Here is a 24,337-nt window from a genome sequence, read left to right as displayed (position 1 = left end):
TTATTTAGCCTATGGCTGGTGTTAGCTATAGCGATCAGTTATTGAGGCCGCCCATACAAAGGTATTTAATTTCTAAATAATCCTCTATACCGTATTTTGACCCCTCTCTGCCCATGCCTGACTCTTTAACACCACCAAAAGGCGCCACTTCATTGGAAATTTCTGCATCATTAATGCCTACCATGCCATATTCCAAAGCCTCAGCTAACCGCCATATACGCCCTATATCACGGCTGTATATATAACTGGCCAAACCCGCTTGGGTATTATTAGCCAAGTCTATAGCCTGCTGCTCGGTGTCAAATTTAATTACTGGTAATACCGGCCCAAATATTTCGCTATTAAACACTTCCATGGCCGGTGTGACATTGGCCAATACGGTTGGTGTATAAAAACAATCGCCCAGCGAAGATTTGCAGCCACCGGTTAATAGCTTGGCCCCCATTGCTAAAGCATGGTTAACCTTTTGCGCCACAGATAGCACTGCTCGTTCATTAATCAAAGGGCCTATCTGAGTACTGGCATCGTCACCGGCACCCATCTTTAAAGCACGCACAGCCGGCACTAGTTTGGCAATAAAGCGCTCGTAAACCTCGGACTGCACTAACACTCTATTGGTACAAACACAGGTTTGCCCGGCATTGCGAAACTTTGAATACAGCAAGCCTTTAACGGCTGCATCAATATCTGCATCCTTAAAAACTATAAAAGGGGCATTGCCGCCCAGCTCCATAGACGTTTTTTTAACTGTATCGGCACATTGTTTTAATAATAATTTGCCTACCGCCGTAGACCCAGTGAAAGAGAATTTATGTATGCGACTATCACGGGTTAGCACTTCGCCAATTTCTACTGCACGCTGGCTAACCAACACATTAAAAACTCCTGCGGGTATACCGGCTTGTTGTGACAAAGCCGCCAGCGCTAAAGCCGACAACGGTGTTTCCTCTGAAGCTTTTACAATAAAACTGCAACCGGCGGCTAGGGCTGGTGCCGCTTTACGGGTAATCATAGCGCTGGGAAAATTCCAGGGCGTAATAGCCGATACCACACCAACAGGCTGTTTAATAACCACTAAGCGTTTGTCACCACTAGGCGCAGGAATAATATCGCCATATACGCGTTTTGCCTCTTCCGCAAACCACTCTATGCTAGCGGCGCCATAAACAACTTCTGATTCGGCTTCCGCTAAAGGTTTACCCTGCTCAGCACTAAGTATTTCGGCCAGTTGTTTTTTGTTTTCTATAATTAAATCAAACCAGCGACGCAATAATTGCGCACGCGCTTTTGCGGGCATTTCGCGCCAGGCTGGCAATGCCGCTGTAGCAGCGGCCACTGCGTCCTCAGCATCGGCAGCTGTTGCCGAGCTTAGATTAGTGAGCAATTCACCCGTGGCGGGGTTGGTTACCGCCAAGCGCTGCTCACCGCTAGCCAGCCAACAGCCATTAATATAACTGCCGCTTTTTACTAACGGCTTATTCAAGCCTGTGCCTATAGAGCTATTCATCAATCTTTTCAACTAATTCGTCTAATAGCTCGTACAGCAGTTCTAACTTTCCCGGGCCAAATTTTTCCGCAATATATTCATATCGCTCAGCTGATTTAGGCGCAATGATATTAAACAGCTTTATGCCTTCATCAGTAATAACAATGGCAGAACGGCGCTGATCACCTTCGACCAGTTTGCGCACTACTAAGCCGCGCACCACCAAATTTTGAACAATCCTAGACAGGCTGGGCATTAATAAATAACAACGCTCAGACAGCTCAGACATATCTAAACCGTCCTCCTCTTTTAACGCCCTAATTACCCGCCACTGCTGAGCAGAAAGATTATGCTCCTTCAAAGAAGGAGCAAATTTTTTCATTACTGCCTCACGCGCCCTTAATAGTGACATAGGCAAGGAGCGATTAAACCCTCGGAGCTTAGCTTTGTTCATTACAAAACCTCGTCAGCAATCCCGTTAGATAAAACACCTACACCTTCTACCTCTACCTCTACCACATCGCCAGGCACCAAATAAATAGGCGGCTCAAAACGCGCACCGGCACCGTTAGGTGTACCTGTAGCAATCACGTCACCGGGCTTAAGGTGAAAGAATTTGGAAAAATAACTAATAATATATTTGAAAGGAAACATCATACTGGCTGTGGTGTCGTCTTGACGAACCTCGCCATTAACACGGGTAGTGACGCGCATATTTTCTAATTGTTGCTCAGTAAACTCGTCCATAGTAACCATCCACGGGCCTATAGAACCTGAGTGCACAAAGTTTTTACCTTGGGTCACATTAAACTTGGCGTGGCGTACCCAATCGCGCAATGTGCCTTCATTCATAATGGTTATACCGGCAATATGATCGTAGGCATCTTCTTCTGCAATACGGCGCCCCTCTTTACCTATGATTAATACAATTTCACCTTCGTAATCTAATTGATGAGATTCTGGCGGCCGTATTAAGGGCAGATCATGGCCAGTTAATGAATCGGGGGTGCGTATAAATAAGCTGGGGTATTTGGGCGCTTCAGAGCCGTCTTTATACTCAGCATTGCGGTTGGCGTAGTTAACCCCTACACAGGCAATTTTTTCAGGCGCCGTGATAGGGGCTAGATACTTAATACCCTCAGCGGAAAAATCCGCCGCCAACTCAGCTGCCATTTGCTTCATGGCCTCTAGCTTGCCCTGCTTTAATACCTCATGCAGATCACCATCAACTCGGCTGCCCAGATCGACTATGCCGTCATCCTTGAGCGCACCCCAAGATTGCTTACCATCTTTCTCAAAGCTTAAAAATTTCATCTACTCTTCTCCACTATAGCCACGACTGGTAGGCCAGCAGCCCAGCCAACCCTTAAATTTAGTTAACATGTTATGCATAATAAACCAAAGCCATGGCTATTAAAAGGCAAAAATAGCGACAAATCGATTTACATTTCCATAAGCTGGGCCCTATAATACTTAACATGTTACATACCTACGTCAGTAAACACGGAGCCTCACATGTCAACTTTCGATGAAAATACTGCTAACGCCGAAAAATTTTTAGCCCGCTTTAAAGCCAACACCACCGGCCACCACATCAATGGTCAGCCCTATCTACCTGCCGATTCAAAGACTTACATCAATGTCACCCCATCTGATAACAGCTCCTTGGGTGACGTGGTAATAGGCACCGCCGCCGATGTAGACCTAGCCTGCGAAGCCGCAGAAAAAGCCTTCCCCGCCTGGCGCGACATGCCCGGTGCTGAGCGCAAAAAACTGCTCAACCACTTTGCCGATAAAATTGTAGAACGTGCCGACGAGATTGCCCTGGTTGAGTCCATGGATTGCGGCCAACCTATACGCTTTATGAAACAAGCAGCCATACGTGGCGCAGCTAATTTCCGCTTTTTTGCCGATAAAGCGCCCGAGGCCCAAAACGGCCAGGCCTTACACCAAGACGAGCACACCAATTTCACCATGCGCACTCCTATGGGCCCCGTGGGAATTATTACCCCCTGGAACACGCCCTTTATGCTAGCCACTTGGAAGATAGCCCCCGCCCTAGCTGCTGGCTGCACCATAGTGCACAAACCCGCCGAGCTAACACCACTAACCGGCATGTTACTCGCCGAAATTGCCCGCGAAGCTGGTATACCCGATGGCGTCTGGAACACAGTCAATGGCTTTGGTGAAGTTGCAGGCAAACGCCTTACCGAGCACCCTGCCATTAAGGCCATCGCTCTAGTTGGCGAAGGCGCTACCGGCAGCCACATCATGCGCCAGGGCGCAGAAACCTTGAAGCGGGTACATTTTGAACTGGGTGGTAAAAACCCGGTTATCGTCTTTGACGATGCCGACTTTGATCGCGCCCTAGATGCAGTTGTGTTTATGATTTACAGCCTTAACGGCCAGCGCTGCACCTCTTCAAGCCGCCTGCTAATCCAAAACGGTATTAAAGAGAAGTTTTTAGCCGCTCTGGAAAAACGCGTTCAAAACCTAAAAGTTGGCCACCCCTTGGACCCTAGCACCGAAGTGGGCCCACTGGTACATACCGGTCACTTTGAAAAAGTTATGAGCTATATGGACATAGCCAAAGATGACGGCGCCACCATTGCAGTTGGCGGTGAGCGCAGAACAGATTTAGGCGCTGGCAACTACGTAGCGCCCACGCTGTTTACCGATGCCAATAACAGCATGCGCATAGCTCAGGAAGAAATCTTTGGCCCAGTATTAACCGCCATCCCCTTCGATACCGAAGAGCAGGCCATCAGCATTGCCAATGACACCATCTATGGCTTATCTGGTTACATCTGGACCAATGACACCGGTCGTGCCATGCGCATGGCTAAGCATGTAGAAGCTGGCATGCTGTGGGTTAACTCCGAAAACAACCGTAACCTGCCCTCACCGTTTGGCGGCGTAAAAATGTCTGGCATAGGCCGCGATGGCGGTGATTACAGCTTTGACTTTTACATGGAAACTAAAAACGTTTGTATCGCACACGGCACCCACAAAGTTCCAGTTTTAGGTCGATAGTCATAAAGTATTAAGAGGATAGGATTATGGGAGAGATTGCATTAGCGGCCAAGATTACACATGTACCATCTATGTATATATCAGAGCTGCCAGGGCCACACCAAGGCTGTCGTGACCAAGCTATAGCCGGCCACAAAGAATTAAGCCGTCGCGCGCGTGAATTAGGTGTAGATACTATAGTGGTGTTTGATGTGCACTGGTTGGTTAATGCGGGCTACCACATTAACTGCAACAGCGCCTTTAAAGGCATTTACACCAGTAATGAATTGCCGCACTTTATTAAAGATATGGAATACAGCTATTCCGGCAACCCCGAGCTGGGTCGATTAATTGCTGAGTGCGCCAATGCCAAAGGGGTTAACACTCTGGCTCACGAAGTTGATTCGCTGGAATTAGAATACGGCACCCTAGTACCCTGCCGTTATATGAATGAAGACTCACACTTTAAAGTGGTTTCTATAGCTGGCTGGTGTGCCTGGCATACCCACGAAGAATCACGCCGTTTTGGCGAAGCCGTTAAAGAAGCCATAGAAAAAAGTGACAGCAAAGTCATGGTATTAGCCAGCGGCTCTTTATCGCACCGTTTTAACGACAATGGCTCGGCTAAAGAAAGCATGTTTGAAATCAGCGATGAGTTTTACCGTCAGGTCGACCTGCATGTTTTAAACTTGTGGCAGCAAGGCCAGTGGAAAACCTTTACCGATATGCTAGGCACATATAACGAAACCTGTCACGGCGAAGGCGGCATGCACGACACCGCCATGCTATTAGGCATGTTGGGCTGGGATAAATACCAAGGCAAGGCTGAGATTTTAGGCGAGTACTTTGCCAGCTCAGGCACAGGCCAAGTTAACGCCGTATTCCCTCTAACCTAACCCAGCAACGCGGAGGGGATATGCCTCACTTTATACTTGAACATTCCAGCAATATCGATGACGAGCTACTCGCCTTAGATCAGCTGTTTGAAAAATTACACAACGCCGCCCTGGACACAGGGCTGTATCCGCTGGCTGGCATACGCAGCCGCGCGCATCGTTGTGACAAGTTTAGGGTAGCCAATGGCAACCCTAATTATGCCTTTCTTCACTTACAAGTGAAGATAGGTGCTGGCCGCAGCGATGAAGAAAAACAGTCTTCCGCGCAGGCTTTTTTTAAGGTACTAAGCGAACACTTGGCACCTATACAGCAACAACAGGGCCTGGGTATTTCTTTCGAATTGAACGAACTGCCTGAGGTCCTGAAATATAATTTAAATAACTTACGTGAACACCTATCACTAGAGTCAGCCCAAGAGAAATGACATGCTAAATGAACAAGAGATACAACAAGCTGCCGATGACCTTTACCAGGCTGAAATTAATCGTAAGCAAATAGACCCCGTCACCCTCACCCACCCCAATATGACCATGGATGACGCCTACGCCATACAAAAACAATGGGTAGATAAAAAAATTGCCAACGGCCACCGCATTGTCGGTTATAAAATTGGCTTGACCTCACGCGCCATGCAAGACGCCATGAAAATCAACGAACCCGATTACGGCGTGCTGTTGGATGATATGGTTTTTGCCGACGGCATAGATATAGACGTCTCACAATTTTGTGACCCACGCATAGAAGTGGAACTGGCCTTTGTATTAAAAGATAGATTGGAAGGCGAAAACGTTACGATTTTTGACGTGCTTAACGCCACCGATTATGTAGTACCCGCCCTAGAAATTATTGCGGCACGCAGCCACCGCGTACACCCCGAAACGGGCTATACCCGCACCGTGTTAGACACTATTTCTGATAACGCTGCCAACGCCGGCATTATTATGGGTGGCCGCCCCATCAAACCCACGGAAATGGATTTACGCTGGTGCGGTTCGCTGTTTTACTTAAACGGTGTGCTGGAAGAAACTGGCTTAGCCGCTGGCGTGCTCAATCACCCCGCCAATGGTATATGCTGGGTAGCCAAGCGCTTTGCACCACACGGTATAGCACTGGAGCCTGGGCAAGTGATTTTATCAGGCTCATTCACCAGGCCCATCCCCGTTAAAGCCGGTGATACCGTACATGCCGATTACGGCCCACTGGGCGGCATCGCCTGCCGCTTTGTATAAGAGAGGCTGCTATGGATTTACCTTTAAATCAATTCAAACGCCGCCTCAGTAGCGGTAAAGCCCAATTCGGTTTATGGCTGGGCCTGCCCGACACTATCTGCGCCGAGATTGGTGCCGGTGCCGGCTTTGATTGGCTATTGATAGATGCCGAGCACGCCCCTTATAGCGTGCGCGATGTGCAAAACCATTTATCAGCAATAGAGCCTTATAAAGTTCCCGCCATTGTCAGGCCCGCCGAAGGCAGCACCGCACTGTTAAAACAACTGCTGGATGTAGGTGCGCAAACCCTGCTTATCCCCATGGTAGATACTGCAGAACAAGCTAAACAGTTAGTGCAAGCCGTACGCTACCCGCCAGAGGGCATACGCGGTTTAGGCACCTCTATGGCCAGAGCCGCGCGCTGGAATCGTGTGAACGGCTACCTAGAACACGCCAATAAAGAGATCTGCCTTATCGTGCAGGCAGAAACCACCACCGCCATGAAAAACCTGGAGGAAATCGTTGCCGTTGATGGCGTCGATGGTGTTTTTATAGGCCCTTCTGATTTATCAGCCTCCATGGGCCATATAGGTAACCCTGGGCACCCCGAGGTAGTTAGCGCTATAGAGGCAGGGTTTAAAACCATCTTGGCTGCTGGCAAAGCCGCCGGTGTACTCGCTGTAGATGAAGCTCTAGCCAAAGCCTATGTGGAAAAAGGAGCTAGCTTTGTAGGCGTAGGAGTAGATGCCGCCCTGCTAAGTAATGCTACCCGCCAATTGGCCAGCCGCTTTATAGACTCTGACAACGATCAACCACTAGCCGGTTATTAAATTCAGCAATGCCAAAACCCATGCATAGCGTCGCGGCTAACAGTATTTCTTTTAGCCTTATCATTCTGCTAGGTGCCCTATCGGCCCTAGCAGCAATTTCTACCGATATTTATTTGCCCGCCACCGCCAGCATGGCCGAGTCTTTGAGCGCTCGCCAAGATCAGGTACAGCTGACGCTAGGTATATTCTTTTTAGGTTATGGTTTTGGCCAATTATTTTTTGGGCCACTCTCAGATAGCTTAGGCAGGCGACCAGTATTACTGGCTGGTTTATATATTTATACCGCCTCTAGCTTGCTATGCGCGCTAAGCAGCGATATTAATTTTCTCATTGCCAATCGCCTGCTACAGGCCCTAGGTGGCTGTGCGGCAGCGGTAACATCGCGGGCAATTATTCGCGATTGCACCCAAGGCGAAGAAACCGCCAGAGCCATGGCCGGGGTCATGACGGTGATACAGATCGGCCCTCTTATTGCGCCAACCATCGGTGGCTTAATACTGTTGTTTGGCCCCTGGCCCGCCACCTTTTACACCCTAACAATCTACGGCCTCATATGCATAGTCGCCGCCCACTTGTGGATAAAAGAAACCCATCCACCGGAAAAGCGCCAAAGCATACACCCGTTTAATATTGTTAAGGGCTACTGGGAAACTTGCTTAAATAAATCTGTGATGCTGTTGCTGTTTGCCGAGATTGCAGCGTCCATCTCTTTGCTGACGTTTGTCACTGGCTCTGCCCGCATTTTTAGTCATTACTATGCGCTTAGCGCCCAGCACTACGGCCTGCTTTTTTCACTGATGGCCAGCGGAATTTTGGCGGGGTCGTGGCTGAGTAAACACTATGTCGCCAAGCTGGGTACCCACAAGATTATTACTGGCGGTTTAATACTGGCCGCTTGTAGTAGCGCCCTATTGCTGTATCTAACTAAACACAATCCAGAGCAGCTACTGCTAGTGGTTATTACGCTGTGGTTTTGTTTATTGCCCTGCGGTGCAATACGCCCCAACTATGTGGCTCTAGGCTTACAGTATCTACCCAGCCGCACAGGCACACTGTCAGCCTTATTTGGCGCATTCAGCCTAGGTATGGGTGGTGTTACTGCAATTATTATTGGCGGCTTTACCGATTACAGCCCCTATACCATGGCCATCATGATCGCTGTGGGCTTTGCCGCTTCGGCTAGCTGTTACACACTCTGGCGTCTGCTTGAGGCCAAACAGGCCGCATAAGCTTAGCTAAACTCGTCGCGTTTACCCATCTTGCTCAGCACTGCCATCTAAACCTGACAGTATGCGACGGCGAAACTCTCTGGGGGATGAGCCCGTTTTTTTAGTGAAAAAACGACAAAAATAAGCAGGATCTTTAAAACCCAGCTCATCAGATATGACGTTGATGGACTCAGCCGTATAAATCAGCTGCCATTTTGCTTCTTCTATTTGCCGCTCGTAGACTAAGCTTTTCGATGAACCACCAGAAAGGCGTCGACAGATATCGGCTAAACGGCTAGGGGAAACATTTAAAGCTGCCGCATACTCTGACAGCGGCCAATGTTTTTTATAATTTTTCTCTATGAGCTCATGAAAAGATTGAAAAATTTTCATCTCTTCATGCCCCGACTCCAACTGCCTGGCTGGCAACTGCGACAGGCGAAACACACAAACCAATACCAAATTAACCAGCGCGGGCAAGGTATGCTTACGCCCCGGGCGGCGCTCAAAAAACTCTTCGGCCAACATTTCCATTAGCTGCTCAAAACGCTTGGCCTCCTTAGCCAAGCTACCTGCTACGGCGTGCAACTCAGAAAATACTGGCACCGTAAAACGTCTCTCTAAGGCAGCATCTTCATTGCCAGACACCAGCCTGTGCACCACCTCTCTGCGCACGGTTAATACTAAACCGGCGGGCTGTGCATCCAATTGAAATGAGTGCGGAATAGCAGGCGGGGTAAAGTAAAACAACGGCGCGCTGCCGCTATAAGATTGCTCCCCCAGCTGCACTTTTACGGCCCCAGACTTCAGCCAATGAATTTGATAAAAGCGATCATGGCGGTGACCCGGCATATCAGCACCAAAAAAATCTGCTAGATTAGCTAAGGTATCTACATGAATATCGGCGCCTTTATAGCGCTGATCATAGGTTTTTCCTATGTCTATATTGGGTATCAATGGTGGTTTACTGGGGTTAGCCATCACTTAAGGCCTACTTTCATCTAGGAGTACACAACTACAAAAAGTACAAGTTTTTGCTAAGTTTGTCTATGGATTAATCCTCTACACTGGCAGATTATAGTAACCAAACAGACCAACTACAGGTTACAGAAGGGCTTAAAATGAATACTAAAACAGAAAATACAGCAGCCACCACGTCACCGGCAGAAATAGCATCGAATCTCGATGCCTGTCAATCACTCACTGAAAAAGTACAGGTCATACTGCCAATTATTGCCAACAATGCGCAGCTGGCCGAAGAAGAGCGCAAGGTTCCCAAAGAAAACATCGAACTTCTTAAAAAAATCGGCTTTACCAGAGCGTTTCAACCTAAAGCCTATGGCGGCCTAGAAGTGACCTTGGCTGAATTTGGCGAATGTGTTGCCACCTTGGCTGGTGCCTGTGCCAGCACCGCCTGGGCCTCTAGCTTGCTGGCTACCCACAGCCACCAACTAGCTCTGTTTTCACCCAAATTACAGGAAGAGGTATGGGGCCAAGACCCACTAGCCACTCTTAGCAGCAGTGTTGCGCCACTGGGCAAAATTGAAGAAGTAGAAGGCGGCATACGCATTAGCGGTGACCTGACCTGGAGCAGCGGCTGTGACCATGCCGAGTGGGCCATCTTGGGCTTTATACGCAAAGGCAATGAGCACTTCCCCGAGCCACACACCCATTTTGCGGTAGTGCCCCGCAGCGATTATGAAATCATAGATGACTGGTATGCCTGTGCTATGAAAGGCAGCGGTACTAAAACCTTAAAAGTACGCGATGTTTTTGTACCCAACTACCGCATAGAATCAGCAAAAGCCTTAATGGAAGGAAAATCTTCTGGCTATGGTTTATACCCTGACAGCGAAATATTTTTCTCACCCTATCGCCCCTACTTCGCCTGTGGTTTCTCGGCGATTAGCTTGGGCATAGCCGAGCAAATGATAAAGTGGTTTATTGTACGCAGTAAAACCCGCGTACGTGCCTACACTGGCGCCGAAGTTGGCAAAGATGTGCCCGCCTATATGCGCTTGGCTGAATCCCGTCATCAGGTTAATGCCGCCAGAGCCTTACTGGAAAAAGACTGGAACGACCTTACTCAACAAAGTAAATCGCAAGTACTACCCAGCGCCGACCAACTAGCTAACTGGCGGACCAACCAGGCCTACGCCGTTAAAATGTGCATACAAGCTGTAGATCGTCTGTTTGAATCCAGCGGTGCTAATGCCTGGTTTAATCACAACGAGGCCCAGCGCTTGTTCAGGGATTCTCATATGACTGCCGCACACGCCTACACCGATTATGATGTGTGCGCACAAATATTCGGCAGGCACTTGGTAGGCTTAGAGCCAGACCCCAAAGTTATCTAAGCTTTTTTCATATCCTGAAGTTCAACCCTTTTCCAATGACTTAACATTGCGTAAGCAGTTAAGTCATTGGCTTTTTTGTTTAAGCATTTGTTTCATAGCATTGGCGCCATAGTCGCTGCTGAAGTATGAACAGATTTATGTCACCATTAGCCTGCCTTTTTCACCCGCTTTAACAAATAATTTAATCTTATGACTTTACGTATCAGCGTTACCGATCAAGCCCCTATACACGCCAATTCCAGCTCTGCTGAATCACCGCTACTTTCCGTTAAATTAGCGCAGGCCTGTGAGCGCTGGGGCTATCACCGTTACTGGATGGCCGAGCATCATAACTCTGGCATTTTTGCCTGCCCCTGCCCAGAAATTTTAATAGCCCATATCGCCAGCCAAACCCAGCGCATCAGAGTGGGCACTGGCGGTGTAATGTTATCCCATTACAGCCCCTATAAAGTGGCCGAGCAATTTCGCATGCTGGAAGCGCTGTACCCTAATCGCGTAGACCTAGGCATAGGCCGCGCTCCCGGTGGCGATGAACTCGCCAGCCAGGCACTGGCCTTCCCCGCACAAGCCGCGCACGGCCAAACCTATGCGCAGCAGGCCGAGTATTTACAACACTTTCTGCAGGGCAGCATGCCTGCCGATCACCCTTACAGCCAATTAAAAGTTACGCCTGAAATCGACACCAGTCCCAGCTTGTGGATGCTGGGCTCAGGCAGCGGCTCCTGTCAGTTTGCGGGTGAACTGGGCATGGGTTTTGTACTGGCACAGTTTATCGATAGCACCACGCCCGCCAATAAAATTTTTAACGCTTACCGCGCTGCCCATCATGCAGCAGGCCATAAACACCCCGCACAGACCATGCTCGCCTTAGCAGTGGTTTGTGCCGACAACGCCGAAGAAGCCCTGCAAATTGCCTCTATACGCGCCTACTCCAAAGTGCTGGCTCATATGCACGGCATACGCGATGGCTTTCCCTCACCGCAACAGACTATGGATGCCATCAAAAAAATGTCGCACAGTGAAAAAGGCTATTTTGATAAATGCCTGGCCGATATTATTGCCGGTACAGGAGAAGCCTGCCGGCAGCGCATAGAAGACTTAGTCGCTAGCTGCCAAGCCGATGAAGTATCTGTGGTGAATGTGACCCACACTTTTGAACAAAGACTGCGCAGCTATGAGTTACTGGCGCAGTCTTTTGAGATTTTTTGATTGAGTTGTTTTAAAAAAGAAGCGCCCGGTATAGAACACCGGGCGTGTAAGGCTTTAGGCTTTAGGCTTTAGACTACAACGCCAGCACTTGCTTAGCTGCACGCTCACCTTCATGGCAGGCATTAGTCCACAACTGCTCACCGGTTAATTCGGAATGAGCAAAGCGTATGCGACCATAACCTTCTCTAACAATATCTCTAGGCGCAGGCTGACCGTTCTCACCAAAGAAAAACCCCGGTTGCGGTGCCACATAAGCATGGCCCCAACGGTTAGTAACTATACCGGCAATATCGCGCTTAGCATCAAAGCCATAGTCAGCAAACATTTCCGTCATTTGCTTTCTGATCCTGTACTCTATATCCCTATAGCTCATGGCAAATAGTGAAGCCCTGCCTATGGCACCTTGCGCCTTAAGCGGTAAGCCTTTATCCGAAACCGCATCGGTAAAAGCATTGTAAAACGTTAGCGTAGTGGGCAAATTAGGGTCTAGCGGCATGTGCTTGCCTTCTATACTCATAGGCGCACGTATATTGGTAAACCAGCCAAAGCCCTCAAACCAACGTGCAGCGGTAATGCCTAACTTTTCCATAAAACGCCAATTGTGTAGCGCAACATTGATCACTAACATAGGCGCATGATGAAACTCACCCATGGCCTGCGATAATTGCTCGGGGGTATCACGCAAGATATATTTATTGACCCACTGGCCACTGGCCATCACTACCGATTTAGCTTTAACGCGCTTAGGTGTATGGGTTTCATTATCAATATACGTTACATTAACATGCTTAGCGCTAGCGACATCGCCTTCGTGCTCAACAGCTACTACGGTAGAATTAACCCGTATACGTAAGTCTTGTCCCGCTTTATCCAGCGCATCCCAGTTTATATCGCCGTAAACAATATCGTTGAGCGTGTCTTTACCGGAGATGGATGCAGGGATCATTTTCTTAACAAAATGACGCGCGATAGCAGCATTGCCACCGGGAAAACTAATCAGGTTAAGGTCATAATCTTCAAATGGATTAGAGTGGCCATTGGCTCGTGGCACATCTCTCACACCTGGCATACCGAAAGAAAGCGCACCAAATGCAGATATGACATCGGTACCCAAACCAGGGCCATGTGCGGCCATCATTGGGTTTAGGTAGTTAAAAACATGTGGGTGGCTAATGCCGACTTCTTTCTCTAAAAACTCTTTATAGGTCATTGAATCCAGCCAAGTTTCCCAGTCAGCCCGTTTTTTGCCACCTGAGAAATTTTCCAACTTGATTAGCTGATCTTTGGCTTCTTGATCTATAGGCGCGTCTTTAAAGTTAGTTCCCCAAGGATCTAGCGCCCACTTCCCTTTACCTTTTCTATCCTTATAGTAATAACCTAGAGTTGCCGTTTCTTTAAACAACTGCATGGCATCATAGTTATCTTCACTAAACTTTAGCTCTTTATCTGTGCCATTGGCTTTATAAACAAACTTCAGTGCATCGGGGCTATCTTTTCCTGGTAAACCTAACTCATGCCATACCGGATGATAGAAAAAACCGGCCCGTTCTGCTTCTTCCGGCGGCCACAGCGTACCGTTTGAACCTTGTGGCGCATGTAATCTGTAGCCATCCACTTCAAATTCATTTTGTTTACCCTCACCGCCAAAAATAGGATGATTTTCGACAATAAGAACTTTACCGCCCTTCTCTTTTAAAAAAGTATAAGCCGTCATTAAACCGGCAAAGCCACCGCCCACAACAACCAAGTCATACTCTTCATTAATATCCATTTTGGCGGCTGGTATAGACTTCCATTTACCATCACGAATAGAGTGAGCACCATTGACGACTTCATGGGTATTGCCATTAGATCTGGAGTAATCCCCTACACCTCCAGGCCCAGTCCAATCAAGGCCCAAGCCTTGTGCACTTGCTTTTTCGGATGTTAAAGGCACTGCTGTAGCCAACAAACCCAAGCCAGCTCCTTTTAATACCCCCGAGGTAAAATCCCTGCGGGTGATATCTTTATCCATACCCAATTTTTTTTCGTCTATAGTGCTCATTTTCTGCCCCTTACTGTATTTAATCAGGCTCTAAATTAACTGTCCTTAAAACTTACCAGGGATGTACATATCACTGATGCAGAACCACTCACCGTTAATTTTTTCCCAAATAAACAGTAGTTTTAAATCAAACTCATTACCATCGACAAGGCTCACATGAAAGGTGGTGTAATCGTAACCCACGCTGCCTTCTTTCGATAAATACGTGTAATTAGATTGTATACCTACAGATTTCGCACCAGGCACCAGCTCTTCATACATTTTAACGACTTGCTCATAGCCATTAACAACTTTTTTCTCTTCCACTAACAAGGCATTTTTAGCGTAAAAACCGTCGACTAAGCCCATTACGTCATTCTCTTTAAAGGCACGTTCCTTTAAGTCATACTTTTTACGTATTGCTTGTTTAAACGCTTGCAAAGCTTTATCACTAGCTCCGCCCTTAATATCAACTGTCTTACTGTCAGCGTTAGCTGCGCTCATACTTAACCCCACTATCATCATTACGCTAATTAGATTAGCCGTTAAACACTTAATAAAAGCCTTCATATTTGAACCTCGATACAATATTATCAATTTACCCGTCAACCGACGGCGTATCGCTAATTTATACGCAGCGCCTTAGCATGTCAACGAAAACCCGATCATTGATATAGATGATGGCGACATAATTAGCAGCTAAATACATAGACTATTACCGTTTAAACAAAAGGTTATAAGTGAGGAAATCTAGTGGCATATTTAATATAATGCCCCCTGCAATTAGATTAGGACTAGCACTATGAGCACCAGTAAAACTAGACGAGCGAGCTCTGAAGAAAGAATAAAAGAGATTTTAGAAGCAGGTAGAATCATGCTTTCTGAAGAGGGCTACTCAGAACTGTCTTTGCGTAAAGTCGCTGCCAAGGCCGGCATACACTTAAAAACACTGCAGCACTACTTCCCCAGTAAAGAAGAGCTTATACAATCTATTTTAGAGTATACCGACTCACTCTATAGCGCGGCCTTTGAACAACTAAGGCTAAAATCCAGCACCCCTACCGAACATTTTAAAAGCTATATCAACTACCTCATCGTAGACGATAAAGATAAGCAAACTGCTGGTTTCTTCTACCAGCTATGGGCTAGGGCCCACAGCGATGAGCATGCCCAAAAGATTATGCGCAAGATGTATAGCAACCACACCCAAAACATTGCCAATCTGATGCAACCTTTAAACCCCGACCTACCTGAGCAAGTCCGTAAAGAAAGGGCTTATATGATAGCTTCGCTAATCGACGGCGCCATGCTGCATATAGGCCATGGTAAAAAGCGGCCCGCAGGAATAAAAAACTTTGAGAAAGGTATAGTTGAGCTTGCTTTAAACCTTGCTAGCAACAACTAATCTATTGCAGGCCTGAGTTAAGCTAGCAGTTTCCGCTTTATGGCATATGAATTGCCAACCTGCGCAGCCTCACCCCACTAATTGCCCACAATAATCCGGGCGAAATAGTGTCAGTATTTTTTACAATATTATGTGACCGCCCTAGCTGCCAAACCCCAACGTATTGATATAAAAGGAAAAAATTGTACTGGCTAGATACTTGCCTTAATTTATGCTCGTGCTGTACAACTAAAACATCAATTTCAAATGGACTAGATATATGACTATTAAAAACAAACTGCTACGCCGCACAGCCCTTGCTACTACCTTTTGCGCCACCTGTCTTTCGTCAATATCAGCCTCAGCCCACCTGCAAGAATTTGCTTGGAATGAGAATATTGATGGCACCATAGACTTTTTCGGCTCTACTTATCACGGTAGCCAGGCCTCGGCATTAGGTAGCGGCCTCACCATAAATGGTACAAGCTTTAACTACACCTCTTTCACCTCTATAGGAGATGCTGCTTGGACAACATTTTTAAACACCCAGGCCGATGGTTATCAATTTATTGAAAACTTTGCCAACGTATCTGGCTACGGTAAATTTACCCTGTCGCTGACAAACATCGCTTCCCTAGGCTGGGTTACTGGTGCTAATCCGTTCACAGCTTCAGTGTTCTCCTCTGGCGCGGAGTTTGTTGACATCAATGGTAACGGCACCAACTACTACAATACCTTAAACTACACCGCTGTTGCTGAGCCAGCTAGCTTAGGCTTAATGGGGCTGGGCATCGCAGCTCTAGGTTTTATTAGAAGAAAGAAGAATAGCTAACATCACCACGGCCAGTTGTAGCATGCTATAAATTTTGTTTTTAGCTACAACTGGTCAGCCTGCTCCCCCTCCCCAAGGCAATATCTGCTTTCAACCGCAGTCATATCAAACACTTCTCACAGCATAAGCTTTTCCACGACACGGCCAAGCCCACCAGTTTTTGCCAGCACACGCTGACTCACAAGAATCGTAAACACTAGGAATTTCAACCCACACGCCGCCAAGCGGTTTAGGGCTACAAAGAAGCTTCAGCTAAACAACTACAACAAACTTATTCATCGGTAATTGTAGACTGATGCTGTTTAGATAATATATCTGAAAAATGGTCTCTAGCAGCTTTAGCTCTAGTAAAACAGCCGGTAATAGCTTCACTATCTGCCTTAGCAATGGCATCACGCAACTCATTCATCTGCGCTGAAAACAAATCAATCATCTTAAGCAGCGCTTTGTCATTAGCCAATGCGATGTCATGCCACATTTTAGGGTCGCTGGAAGCGATGCGGGTAAAATCCCTAAAGCCGCCAGCGGCGAAACGAAAAATATCCTGCTGCTCTTTTTGTCCGGCTAAAGCATCCACCAAGGCGTAGGCCAATATATGGGGTAAGTGGCTGGTGGCTGCCAACACTTCGTCGTGATCGTCCACCGCCATGGTGACTACATCAGCGCCGGTAACTTCCCACATATCGGTTATGGTAGAAACCGCTTCTATACTGGTTTCCTGCGAGGGCGTTAGGATGACACGGTGATTAATAAACAGCTTTTCATTCACTGCTTCCACACCGCTTTTTTCTGAGCCCGCTATAGGGTGGCCCAAGACTAAATTAGCAGGCACCTCGCCAAAAAATTGCTTGGCGGCACGCAGCAAATTGCCTTTTACACTAGCCACATCGGTAATAATGGTGGTGGCAGGTACCAGCTCAGCTAATTGTTGCAGCATATCTACCGCAATCAAGGTAGGGGTTGCGATAACGACTATATCGCTACCCTGCACCGCTTGAGCCAAGTCCAGCTCATAGCTGTCTATCACACCTAATTCTATTGCGCGCTGCAGAGTGGACTCATTGCGCCCCCAGCCTACTATTTCATTGGCATAGTTTTTTTCACGCAGGGCTTTGGCTAAAGAGCCGCCAATTAAACCTACCGCTAATACGGTGATGCGATTAACGCTGGCCATGGGTAAACCTTATAACTTGATAGTTTATAGTACAGCCGCTGGGTATGAGCCCAGCACTTTTAGCATCACCGATTGCTCGATGAGATTATCCAGCACCGCTTTTACACGCGGCTCTTGCTGGTGACCTTCAAACTCTACAAAAAATAAATACGCCCAGTTTTGTGTGCGCGAGGGCCGTGTATCTATACGCGTTAAGCTAATACCCGCCTGTTCAAAAGGCGTAAGCAAGTGCAATAAAGCACCGGGCTTATTGTGAGCCGAAATAATTAATGAGGTTTTATCGTTACCACCTGCAGGTACATCCTCACGGCCTATAATTAAAAACCGCGTAGTGTTATTGGCTAGATCTTCTATGCTGGAAGCCAACTTCATCAGGCCATATTTTTCAGCGGCAATATCCCCTGCCACGGCGGCAATTGTGGGGTCATCTTTAGCCATACGCGCAGCTTCGGCATTGCTGCTTACTGCCAAGCGCTCTACTCCCGGCCAGTTATTATCCAGCCACTGACGGCACTGGGCTAAAGCCTGCCTATGAGCACAAATGGTTTTAACGGTTTGGGCACTTGCGCCTTCACAAACCAGCAAGTGCAGCTCTATGCGCAAGGCTACTTCGCCACAAATCTTTAAGGGGGAATCTATAAAATTATCTAAGGTGTGATTAACCATACCCTCGGTAGAATTCTCTACTGGTACCACACCATAATTACACTGGCCTGATTCCACCTGAGCGAATACGTTAGCAATTTCTGGCTGCGGCATAGCAATAACACCGTGGCCAAAATGCTTCATCGCAGCGGCTTGGGTAAAAGTTCCCTCGGGACCTAAATAAGCGACTTCCATAGGCTTTTCTAAAGCCAAGCAGGCCGACATAATCTCGCGAAACAGGTGCGCTACCGTTTTATCCGGTAGCGGCCCCGTGTTTCTGTCTATCACTTTTTGCAATACCTGGGCTTCACGCTCAGGCCTATAAAACATGACCTTCGATAAATCGGCTTCACCGGTTTCGGCTTTCAGCTCTGCCAGCTTAACTTCAGCTACACGCTCAGCCAGCCTGGCCCGGTAATTTAATAAATTATGAATTTTACCATCCACTTGATCAATGGCCTTACGCAATTGATCAAGGGTATTTAAACTGGCTATTTCATCCAGCTGTTTATCGTCACTCATTTTTTATTGTTTTATCCGTTACGTTGCGCAAAGTCTTTCATAAAGTTGATTAAAGTATCTACAGCCTCTTCCGGCACGGCATTGTAGATGCTGGCACGCATGCCACCCACACTGCGGTGGCCTTTGAGGTTTAACAAGCCGGCTTCGTCAGCTTCAGCCAAGAAGGCTTTATCAAAGTCAGCGCTGGCCAAGGTGAAAGGCACGTTCATTAATGAACGGCTGCTCAGCTCAACGGGGTTAGCATAAAAGCCGCTGTTATCGATATAGCTGTATAGCTTTTCAGCCTTGCGACGGTTGAGTTGCTCCATTGCGGCCAAGCCACCCTGCTCTTTTAACCAAGCAAACACTAAGCCAGCCAAGTACAGGCTATAAGTCGGCGGCGTGTTATACATAGAGTCATTATCAGCAGCGGTTTTATAGTCCAACATGGTTGGGCAGTGGGCGCTTGCATTACCCATTAAATCTTTGCGCACTATGGTCATGGTTAAACCGGCAGGGCCAATATTTTTTTGCGCACCAGCGTAAATCACCCCAAATTTGCTCACATCTATAGGACGCGACAATATAGTAGAAGACATATCCGCCACTAAGGGCACATCGACATCAGGCACATCAAAAAACTCTACGCCACCGATGGTTTCATTAGGTGTGTAGTGCAAATAGGCCGCATCTTTATTTAACTGCCATGAATCAAACGCTGGGATAGTGGTGAAGTTAGTATCTTCTGAACTAGCCACTACATTAACATCACAAAAACGCTGCGCTTCTTTGATGGCTTTTTTAGACCACTGCCCGGTATTAACATAGTCAGCCGATTTTTTATCGCCCAACAAGTTTAAAGGCACTGCTGAAAACTGCGTGCTAGCACCGCCTTGCAAAAACAGCACGGCATAATCATCAGAGATATTTAGCAAATCGCGAAAATCCTGCTCGGCTTTATTCGCAATACCTACTAGCTCTGAAGAACGGTGGCTCATTTCCATAATGGAAAGGCCGGCGCCCTGCCAATCGACTAACTCTTGCTGTGCCTGTTGTAAAACGGACTCAGGCAAGGCCGCGGGGCCCGCACAAAAATTAAAACGTCGTGTCATAACAATTACTACCTATAAAGATTAATAAACTTTTTAAGCGCAAGGCTGGCTTAGTCTTCGCCAACCTCGCTGGTATCTACACCCTCTACACCTTCCGCGCTATCGCCTGCAACGGCATCTGCCGCTACCGGGTTAGTGGCCGGCGCAGGTTCGCCCTCTGCTATAATTTCGGCGATTTCGTCAGGCTCTTCTATGCGCTCTATACCGACCACATGTTCACCTTCTTTTAGCCGTATTACGCGCACACCTTGGGTATTACGACCCAAGATAGAAATTTCATCAGTACGGGTGCGCACCATGGTGCCTTGATCAGAAATCATCATTAGCTCATCGCCATCAAACACCTGTACCGCACCGACCATGGCACCATTGCGCTCGCTGGTTTGCATAAAGATCATACCTTTATTACCACGGCCTTTAGTGGCGTATTCACTCACATCCGTACGCTTGCCGTAGCCATTTTCGCTCACTGATAAGATGCGACCGCCTTCTTTAGGCACTAGCAGAGAAATCATTTTTTGACCCTCTTCCATGCGTATACCGCGTACACCTTTGGCGGTACGGCCCATGGCGCGTACATCGTTTTCATTAAAGCGCACCGCTTTACCTGCAGAGCTAAACAACATCACATCGCAATCACCCGTGGTTACCGCGGTACCCACCAGTACATCACCTTCTTCCAGTTCTAGGGCGCGTAAACCTACGCTGCGCTGTCTGGCAAAATCGGTCAGCGCTGTCTTTTTAACAGTACCGTTAGCAGTAGCCATAAAGATGTAATGACCTTCGGTATATTCGCGTACCGGCAGGATAGAGGTAATGCGCTCACCCTCTTCTAGCGGTAGCAAGTTAACCATAGGTCTGCCGCGAGAGTTGCGGCCCGCTAAAGGAATTTGGAATACTTTTAACCAATACACTTTGCCCACATTCGAGAAGCACAAAATAGTATCGTGGGTGCTGGTCACCAATAAGTGTTCAACAAAGTCTTCGTCTTTAACCGCTGTTGCCGACTTACCCATACCGCCACGGCGCTGGGCTTGGTAATCGCTAAGGGATTGAGTCTTGGCGTAACCGCCATGCGAAATGGTAACCACGCGATCTTCTTCGGCAATTAAATCTTCGGTAGTTAGGTCGCGCTGTGACTCAACAATTTCAGAGCGACGCTCATCACCATACTCAGTAACTATAGCTTCTAGCTCTTCGCGTATTACCGACATTAATACCAATGAATCGCCTAAAATACCTAGGTATTCAGCAATTTCATCCAGCTTCTCTTGGTATTCTTTTAACAGTTTTTCATGTTCTAGGCCGGTCAGCTTTTGCAAGCGTAAATCTAAAATCGCTTGCACCTGAGCGGGGGATAAACGGTATTTGCCATCGCGGAAACCGTAGTGAGCCGGTAGATCATCTGGTCTACAAGCCTCTTCACCAGCGCGCTCTAACATACCTAATACATCGCCCGGTTCCCATACCGCTGCCGATAATTTTTCTTTCGCTTCAGCAGTGGTATCCGAGGATTTAATTAACTCAATCACGGGGTCTATATTAGAAATAGCAACCGCTAAGCCTTCTAATATATGGCCACGCTCGCGGGCTTTACGCAGCAAGTAAATCGTACGGCGCGTTACCACTTCGCGGCGGTGACGAATAAAATGCTCTAGCAATTCTTTTAGGTTTAACAGCTTGGGCTGGCCATCGACCAAGGCCACGATATTAATACCGAATACATTTTCTAACTGAGTTTGCTGATACAGATTGTTAAGCACTACCTCGCCGCTTTCGCCGCGCTTCATCTCTATCACTATACGCATACCGTCTTTATCAGACTCATCGCGCAGCTCGGCTATGCCTTCTATTTTTTTCTCTTTAACTAACTCGGCGATTTTTTCAATTAAACGCGCCTTGTTAACCTGATAAGGGATTTCATGAACAATAATAATGTCTTTATTGCGCTTCTCGTCATGAATCACTTCTGCTCTGGCGCGTATATAAATACGACCTCGACCCGTACGATATGCTTGCAGTATACCGGCACGGCCGTTAATGATCGCTGCCGTTGGGAAATCAGGGCCGGGGATATATTCCATCAACTCATCAATAGTGAGTTGCTCGTTATCGATTAAGGCCAAGCAGCCAGTCACAACTTCTTTTAAGTTATGAGGGGGGATATTAGTTGCCATACCCACCGCAATACCGGAGGAGCCATTCACCAATAGGTTAGGCACCTTAGTCGGCAATACCGCTGGCATTAACTCAGAGCCATCGTAGTTGGGTACCCAATCGACGGTTTCTTTTTCCAAGTCGGCTAACAGCTCATGGGAGAGTTTGCGCATACGAATTTCGGTATAACGCATGGCGGCCGCAGAGTCGCCATCTACCGAGCCAAAGTTACCCTGGCCGTCTACCAGCATATAGCGCAGCGAGAAAGGCTGCGCCATACGGACGATAGTGTCATAAACCGCCGAGTCGCCATGCGGGTGATATTTACCGATAACATCACCCACCACACGGGCAGACTTTTTGTAGGGTTTATTAAAGTCGTTATTTAATTCGCTCATAGCGAATAGCACACGACGATGAACCGGTTTTAGACCATCACGTACATCGGGTAAAGCACGCCCAACAATAACGCTCATCGCATAGTCTAAATAGGATTGTTTCAGTTCATCTTCGATGTTAACTGGCAGGATTTCTTTGTTTATATCACCCATAAAACTCGGTGTTCCTTATTATAAATTGAACGACTGCAGCACACTGCCGCCGCTTTACCCCACCCTTAATACCCACTGGTATCAGGGCTGGTACTGACTTATCACTAGATCAATATTATGACCAATAAAAAGACCAATAAAATAGACAAACAAAAACAGGGCTAAGCCCCCTTACACAAAGGCGAAATCATACCATAAAACCCCAGCAAACCCACAGTTCTTAATCGCTTTTGTACAGGGTCTAAGCCTCTACCAGCACTACAGTTTTCCGCCCAGCAGTACACCTTTAGCGGCAAATACCGTTATACTCGCTGGCAATCGTTTGCAGGGCGACTGGCCACTGCAATATCGCTCACCTGCAGCCCAACAGAAATCGCCTACTTAATGAACAATAGCAGCCCAAAAACTGTCGATACATTAATACATGCGCAGTGGATAATCCCCATACGCCCCGCCAAAACACAGCTACAACAACACAGCCTGGCCATTAAAGATGGCATCATTGTTGACCTACTACCCACCGAGCTAGCCAAGCAACAATATTGCAGCGCCGACACCCAAGAGCTAGAGCAACACCTGCTCATGCCCGGGCTGGTCAACGCCCACGGCCACGCCGCCATGAGCTTATTTAGAGGCATGGCCGACGACCAAGAACTGCACACTTGGTTACAAGATCATATCTGGCCTGCCGAAGCGCAATGGATTAGCGATGAGTTTGTAAAAGATGGCTCGCTGCTAGCCATAGCCGAAATGTTGCGCTCGGGCACCACCTGCTATAGCGACATGTACTTCTTTCCCGATGCCGCCGCCGAGGCCGTACTCAATAGCGGTATCCGCGCCCAGTTTTGCTTTCCCGTGCTGGACTTCCCCAGCGCCTGGGGCCGCGATGCCGATGACTACATTAGCAAAGGCCTGGCCGCCCGCGACAAATGGCAGCACCACCAATTACTGGATTTTGCTTTTGGCCCCCACGCCCCCTACACCGTTAGCGACGAGCCCTTTATTCGCATTGCCACCCTGGCCGCCGAGCTGGATATAGGCATACAAATACACTGCCACGAAACCCAGCAAGAAGTAGACGACGCCCTAGCTAAAGACGGCGAACGCCCGCTGGCCCGGCTCAACCGCCTAGGCCTGCTAGGGCCCAGCACCCAACTCGTACACATGACCGCCCTTAATCACGCCGACATAGAGCTGGTAAGGCAATCCGGCGCCCATGTGGTGCACTGCCCCGCCTCTAATTTAAAACTAGCCAGCGGCTTTTGCCCTACTCACCAACTAATGGAACACAATATCAACGTGGCACTGGGCACCGACGGCGCAGCCAGCAATAACAACCTAGATTTATTTAGCGAAATGCACACCGCCGCCCTGCTAGCCAAAGCCGTTAGCGGCAATGCCGCCGCCGTGAGTGATTGGCAGGCGCTTGAAATGGCCACCCTGGCGGGTGCCAAAGCTCTGGGGTTACAACACAAAATAGGCAGTTTAGAAGCGGGGAAACAAGCCGACTTTATCGCCATAGATATGAGCAATATAGAACAACAGCCCATTTACCAACCCATCTCGCAAATGGTGTACACCCACAACGCCAGCAACGTGCAACACAGCTGGGTGGCTGGCCAACAAGTATTGCGTAATCGCCAGCCTACCCAAATAAACCTCGCCCGCCTGGTACAAAAAGCCCAGCAATGGCGCGATAAAATTCAACCCACGCAGCCATAACACTGCCACCATTACCATAAGAGAGCACA

21 protein-coding genes are annotated in these 24,337 nt (G+C 47.9%); 11 read left to right on the top strand and 10 right to left on the bottom strand.

The genetic code is table 11. The features are described 5' to 3' along the window. Nucleotides 1-34: 34 nt before the first annotated feature. Genes NO559_RS15965 through NO559_RS15955 form a run of 3 tightly spaced genes read right to left on the bottom strand, consistent with a single transcriptional unit; the run spans nt 35 to nt 2,800 of the window. Nucleotides 35-1,507, bottom strand: a complete 1,473-nt coding sequence (locus NO559_RS15965; RefSeq protein WP_258332878.1) for an NAD-dependent succinate-semialdehyde dehydrogenase — start codon at nt 1,505-1,507, stop codon at nt 35-37. Next, on the bottom strand, nt 1,500-1,940 hold the full coding sequence (hpaR, locus tag NO559_RS15960; protein WP_258332877.1) for a homoprotocatechuate degradation operon regulator HpaR: 441 nt from the start codon (nt 1,938-1,940) through the stop codon (nt 1,500-1,502). The genes NO559_RS15965 and hpaR overlap by 8 nt, the downstream gene beginning before the upstream one ends. Further along, nucleotides 1,940-2,800: a fumarylacetoacetate hydrolase family protein gene (locus NO559_RS15955; RefSeq protein ID WP_258332876.1), complete on the bottom strand. Its 861-nt coding sequence runs from the start codon at nt 2,798-2,800 to the stop codon at nt 1,940-1,942. Before NO559_RS15955 ends, hpaR begins: the two co-directional genes overlap by 1 nt. Before the next feature lie 201 nt (nt 2,801-3,001). Here NO559_RS15955 and hpaE point away from each other — a divergent pair, with 201 nt between their 5' ends. From hpaE to NO559_RS15925, 6 genes are read left to right on the top strand one after another with little or no spacing between them, the layout of a single operon-like run. Further along, nucleotides 3,002-4,519 carry a 5-carboxymethyl-2-hydroxymuconate semialdehyde dehydrogenase gene (gene hpaE / locus NO559_RS15950; RefSeq protein WP_258332875.1) on the top strand — a complete coding sequence of 506 codons (1,518 nt, stop codon included), beginning with the start codon at nt 3,002-3,004 and terminating at the stop codon, nt 4,517-4,519. Between the two features lie 26 nt (nt 4,520-4,545). Beyond that, on the top strand, nt 4,546-5,394 hold the full coding sequence (gene hpaD, locus NO559_RS15945) for a 3,4-dihydroxyphenylacetate 2,3-dioxygenase (protein WP_258332874.1): 849 nt from the start codon (nt 4,546-4,548) through the stop codon (nt 5,392-5,394). Between the two features lie 20 nt (nt 5,395-5,414). Beyond that, a complete protein-coding gene (locus tag NO559_RS15940; protein ID WP_258332873.1) occupies nt 5,415-5,819 on the top strand; it encodes a 5-carboxymethyl-2-hydroxymuconate Delta-isomerase in 405 nt (134 codons plus the stop codon). A 1-nt stretch (nt 5,820) separates the two neighbouring features. Further along, a complete protein-coding gene (hpaH, locus tag NO559_RS15935) occupies nt 5,821-6,624 on the top strand; it encodes a 2-oxo-hept-4-ene-1,7-dioate hydratase (RefSeq protein WP_258332872.1) in 804 nt (267 codons plus the stop codon). A gap of 11 nt (nt 6,625-6,635) precedes the next feature. After that, nucleotides 6,636-7,433 carry a 4-hydroxy-2-oxoheptanedioate aldolase gene (gene hpaI / locus NO559_RS15930; RefSeq protein WP_258332871.1) on the top strand — a complete coding sequence of 266 codons (798 nt, stop codon included), beginning with the start codon at nt 6,636-6,638 and terminating at the stop codon, nt 7,431-7,433. A 20-nt stretch (nt 7,434-7,453) separates the two neighbouring features. Beyond that, nucleotides 7,454-8,662: a multidrug effflux MFS transporter gene (locus NO559_RS15925; RefSeq protein ID WP_258332870.1), complete on the top strand. Its 1,209-nt coding sequence runs from the start codon at nt 7,454-7,456 to the stop codon at nt 8,660-8,662. A 21-nt stretch (nt 8,663-8,683) separates the two neighbouring features. Here NO559_RS15925 and hpaA read toward each other — a convergent pair whose 3' ends face one another. Further along, nucleotides 8,684-9,622 carry a 4-hydroxyphenylacetate catabolism regulatory protein HpaA gene (gene hpaA / locus NO559_RS15920; protein WP_258332869.1) on the bottom strand — a complete coding sequence of 313 codons (939 nt, stop codon included), beginning with the start codon at nt 9,620-9,622 and terminating at the stop codon, nt 8,684-8,686. 140 nt (nt 9,623-9,762) lie between these two features. Here hpaA and NO559_RS15915 point away from each other — a divergent pair, with 140 nt between their 5' ends. Further along, nucleotides 9,763-10,998 carry a p-hydroxyphenylacetate 3-hydroxylase oxygenase component gene (locus NO559_RS15915; RefSeq protein WP_258332868.1) on the top strand — a complete coding sequence of 412 codons (1,236 nt, stop codon included), beginning with the start codon at nt 9,763-9,765 and terminating at the stop codon, nt 10,996-10,998. A 189-nt stretch (nt 10,999-11,187) separates the two neighbouring features. Continuing rightward, nucleotides 11,188-12,207: an MsnO8 family LLM class oxidoreductase gene (locus NO559_RS15910; protein ID WP_258332867.1), complete on the top strand. Its 1,020-nt coding sequence runs from the start codon at nt 11,188-11,190 to the stop codon at nt 12,205-12,207. A gap of 73 nt (nt 12,208-12,280) precedes the next feature. Here NO559_RS15910 and NO559_RS15905 read toward each other — a convergent pair whose 3' ends face one another. Together NO559_RS15905 and NO559_RS15900 are read right to left on the bottom strand one after the other, a co-directional pair. Further along, on the bottom strand, nt 12,281-14,251 hold the full coding sequence (locus tag NO559_RS15905) for an FAD-dependent oxidoreductase (protein WP_258332866.1): 1,971 nt from the start codon (nt 14,249-14,251) through the stop codon (nt 12,281-12,283). A 45-nt stretch (nt 14,252-14,296) separates the two neighbouring features. Further along, complete coding sequence (locus NO559_RS15900) at nt 14,297-14,734, bottom strand: hypothetical protein (protein ID WP_258332865.1); 438 nt, start codon at nt 14,732-14,734, stop codon at nt 14,297-14,299. A 298-nt stretch (nt 14,735-15,032) separates the two neighbouring features. Here NO559_RS15900 and NO559_RS15895 point away from each other — a divergent pair, with 298 nt between their 5' ends. Together NO559_RS15895 and NO559_RS15890 are read left to right on the top strand one after the other, a co-directional pair. Continuing rightward, complete coding sequence (locus NO559_RS15895; RefSeq protein WP_258332864.1) at nt 15,033-15,635, top strand: TetR/AcrR family transcriptional regulator; 603 nt, start codon at nt 15,033-15,035, stop codon at nt 15,633-15,635. A 259-nt stretch (nt 15,636-15,894) separates the two neighbouring features. Continuing rightward, nucleotides 15,895-16,446, top strand: coding sequence for a PEP-CTERM sorting domain-containing protein (locus tag NO559_RS15890; protein ID WP_258332863.1), 552 nt, complete (start codon nt 15,895-15,897; stop codon nt 16,444-16,446). Between the two features lie 271 nt (nt 16,447-16,717). Here the strand turns inward: NO559_RS15890 and NO559_RS15885 are convergent, their stop codons facing one another. From NO559_RS15885 to gyrA, 4 genes are read right to left on the bottom strand one after another with little or no spacing between them, the layout of a single operon-like run. Beyond that, nucleotides 16,718-17,620 (bottom strand): prephenate dehydrogenase/arogenate dehydrogenase family protein, encoded by a 903-nt coding sequence (locus tag NO559_RS15885; RefSeq protein WP_258332862.1) that lies wholly within the window; start codon nt 17,618-17,620, stop codon nt 16,718-16,720. A 24-nt stretch (nt 17,621-17,644) separates the two neighbouring features. After that, on the bottom strand, nt 17,645-18,787 hold the full coding sequence (gene pheA / locus NO559_RS15880; protein ID WP_258332861.1) for a prephenate dehydratase: 1,143 nt from the start codon (nt 18,785-18,787) through the stop codon (nt 17,645-17,647). An 11-nt stretch (nt 18,788-18,798) separates the two neighbouring features. Next, nucleotides 18,799-19,878 (bottom strand): 3-phosphoserine/phosphohydroxythreonine transaminase, encoded by a 1,080-nt coding sequence (serC, locus tag NO559_RS15875; RefSeq protein ID WP_258332860.1) that lies wholly within the window; start codon nt 19,876-19,878, stop codon nt 18,799-18,801. A 50-nt stretch (nt 19,879-19,928) separates the two neighbouring features. Continuing rightward, nucleotides 19,929-22,586, bottom strand: coding sequence for a DNA gyrase subunit A (gene gyrA, locus NO559_RS15870; protein ID WP_258332859.1), 2,658 nt, complete (start codon nt 22,584-22,586; stop codon nt 19,929-19,931). Between the two features lie 384 nt (nt 22,587-22,970). Between gyrA and NO559_RS15865 the strand changes: the two genes are divergently transcribed. Beyond that, entirely contained in the window at nt 22,971-24,308 is a 1,338-nt protein-coding gene (locus NO559_RS15865) for a TRZ/ATZ family hydrolase (RefSeq protein ID WP_258332858.1), read from the top strand. Nucleotides 24,309-24,337: the final 29 nt, after the last annotated feature.

Source organism: Dasania sp. GY-MA-18, from assembly GCF_024734385.1.
Classification (GTDB): domain Bacteria; phylum Pseudomonadota; class Gammaproteobacteria; order Pseudomonadales; family Dasaniaceae; genus Dasania; species Dasania phycosphaerae.
The sequence above is the reverse complement of the archived record's forward strand: the minus strand, read 5'-3'. Positions and strand labels throughout refer to the sequence as shown.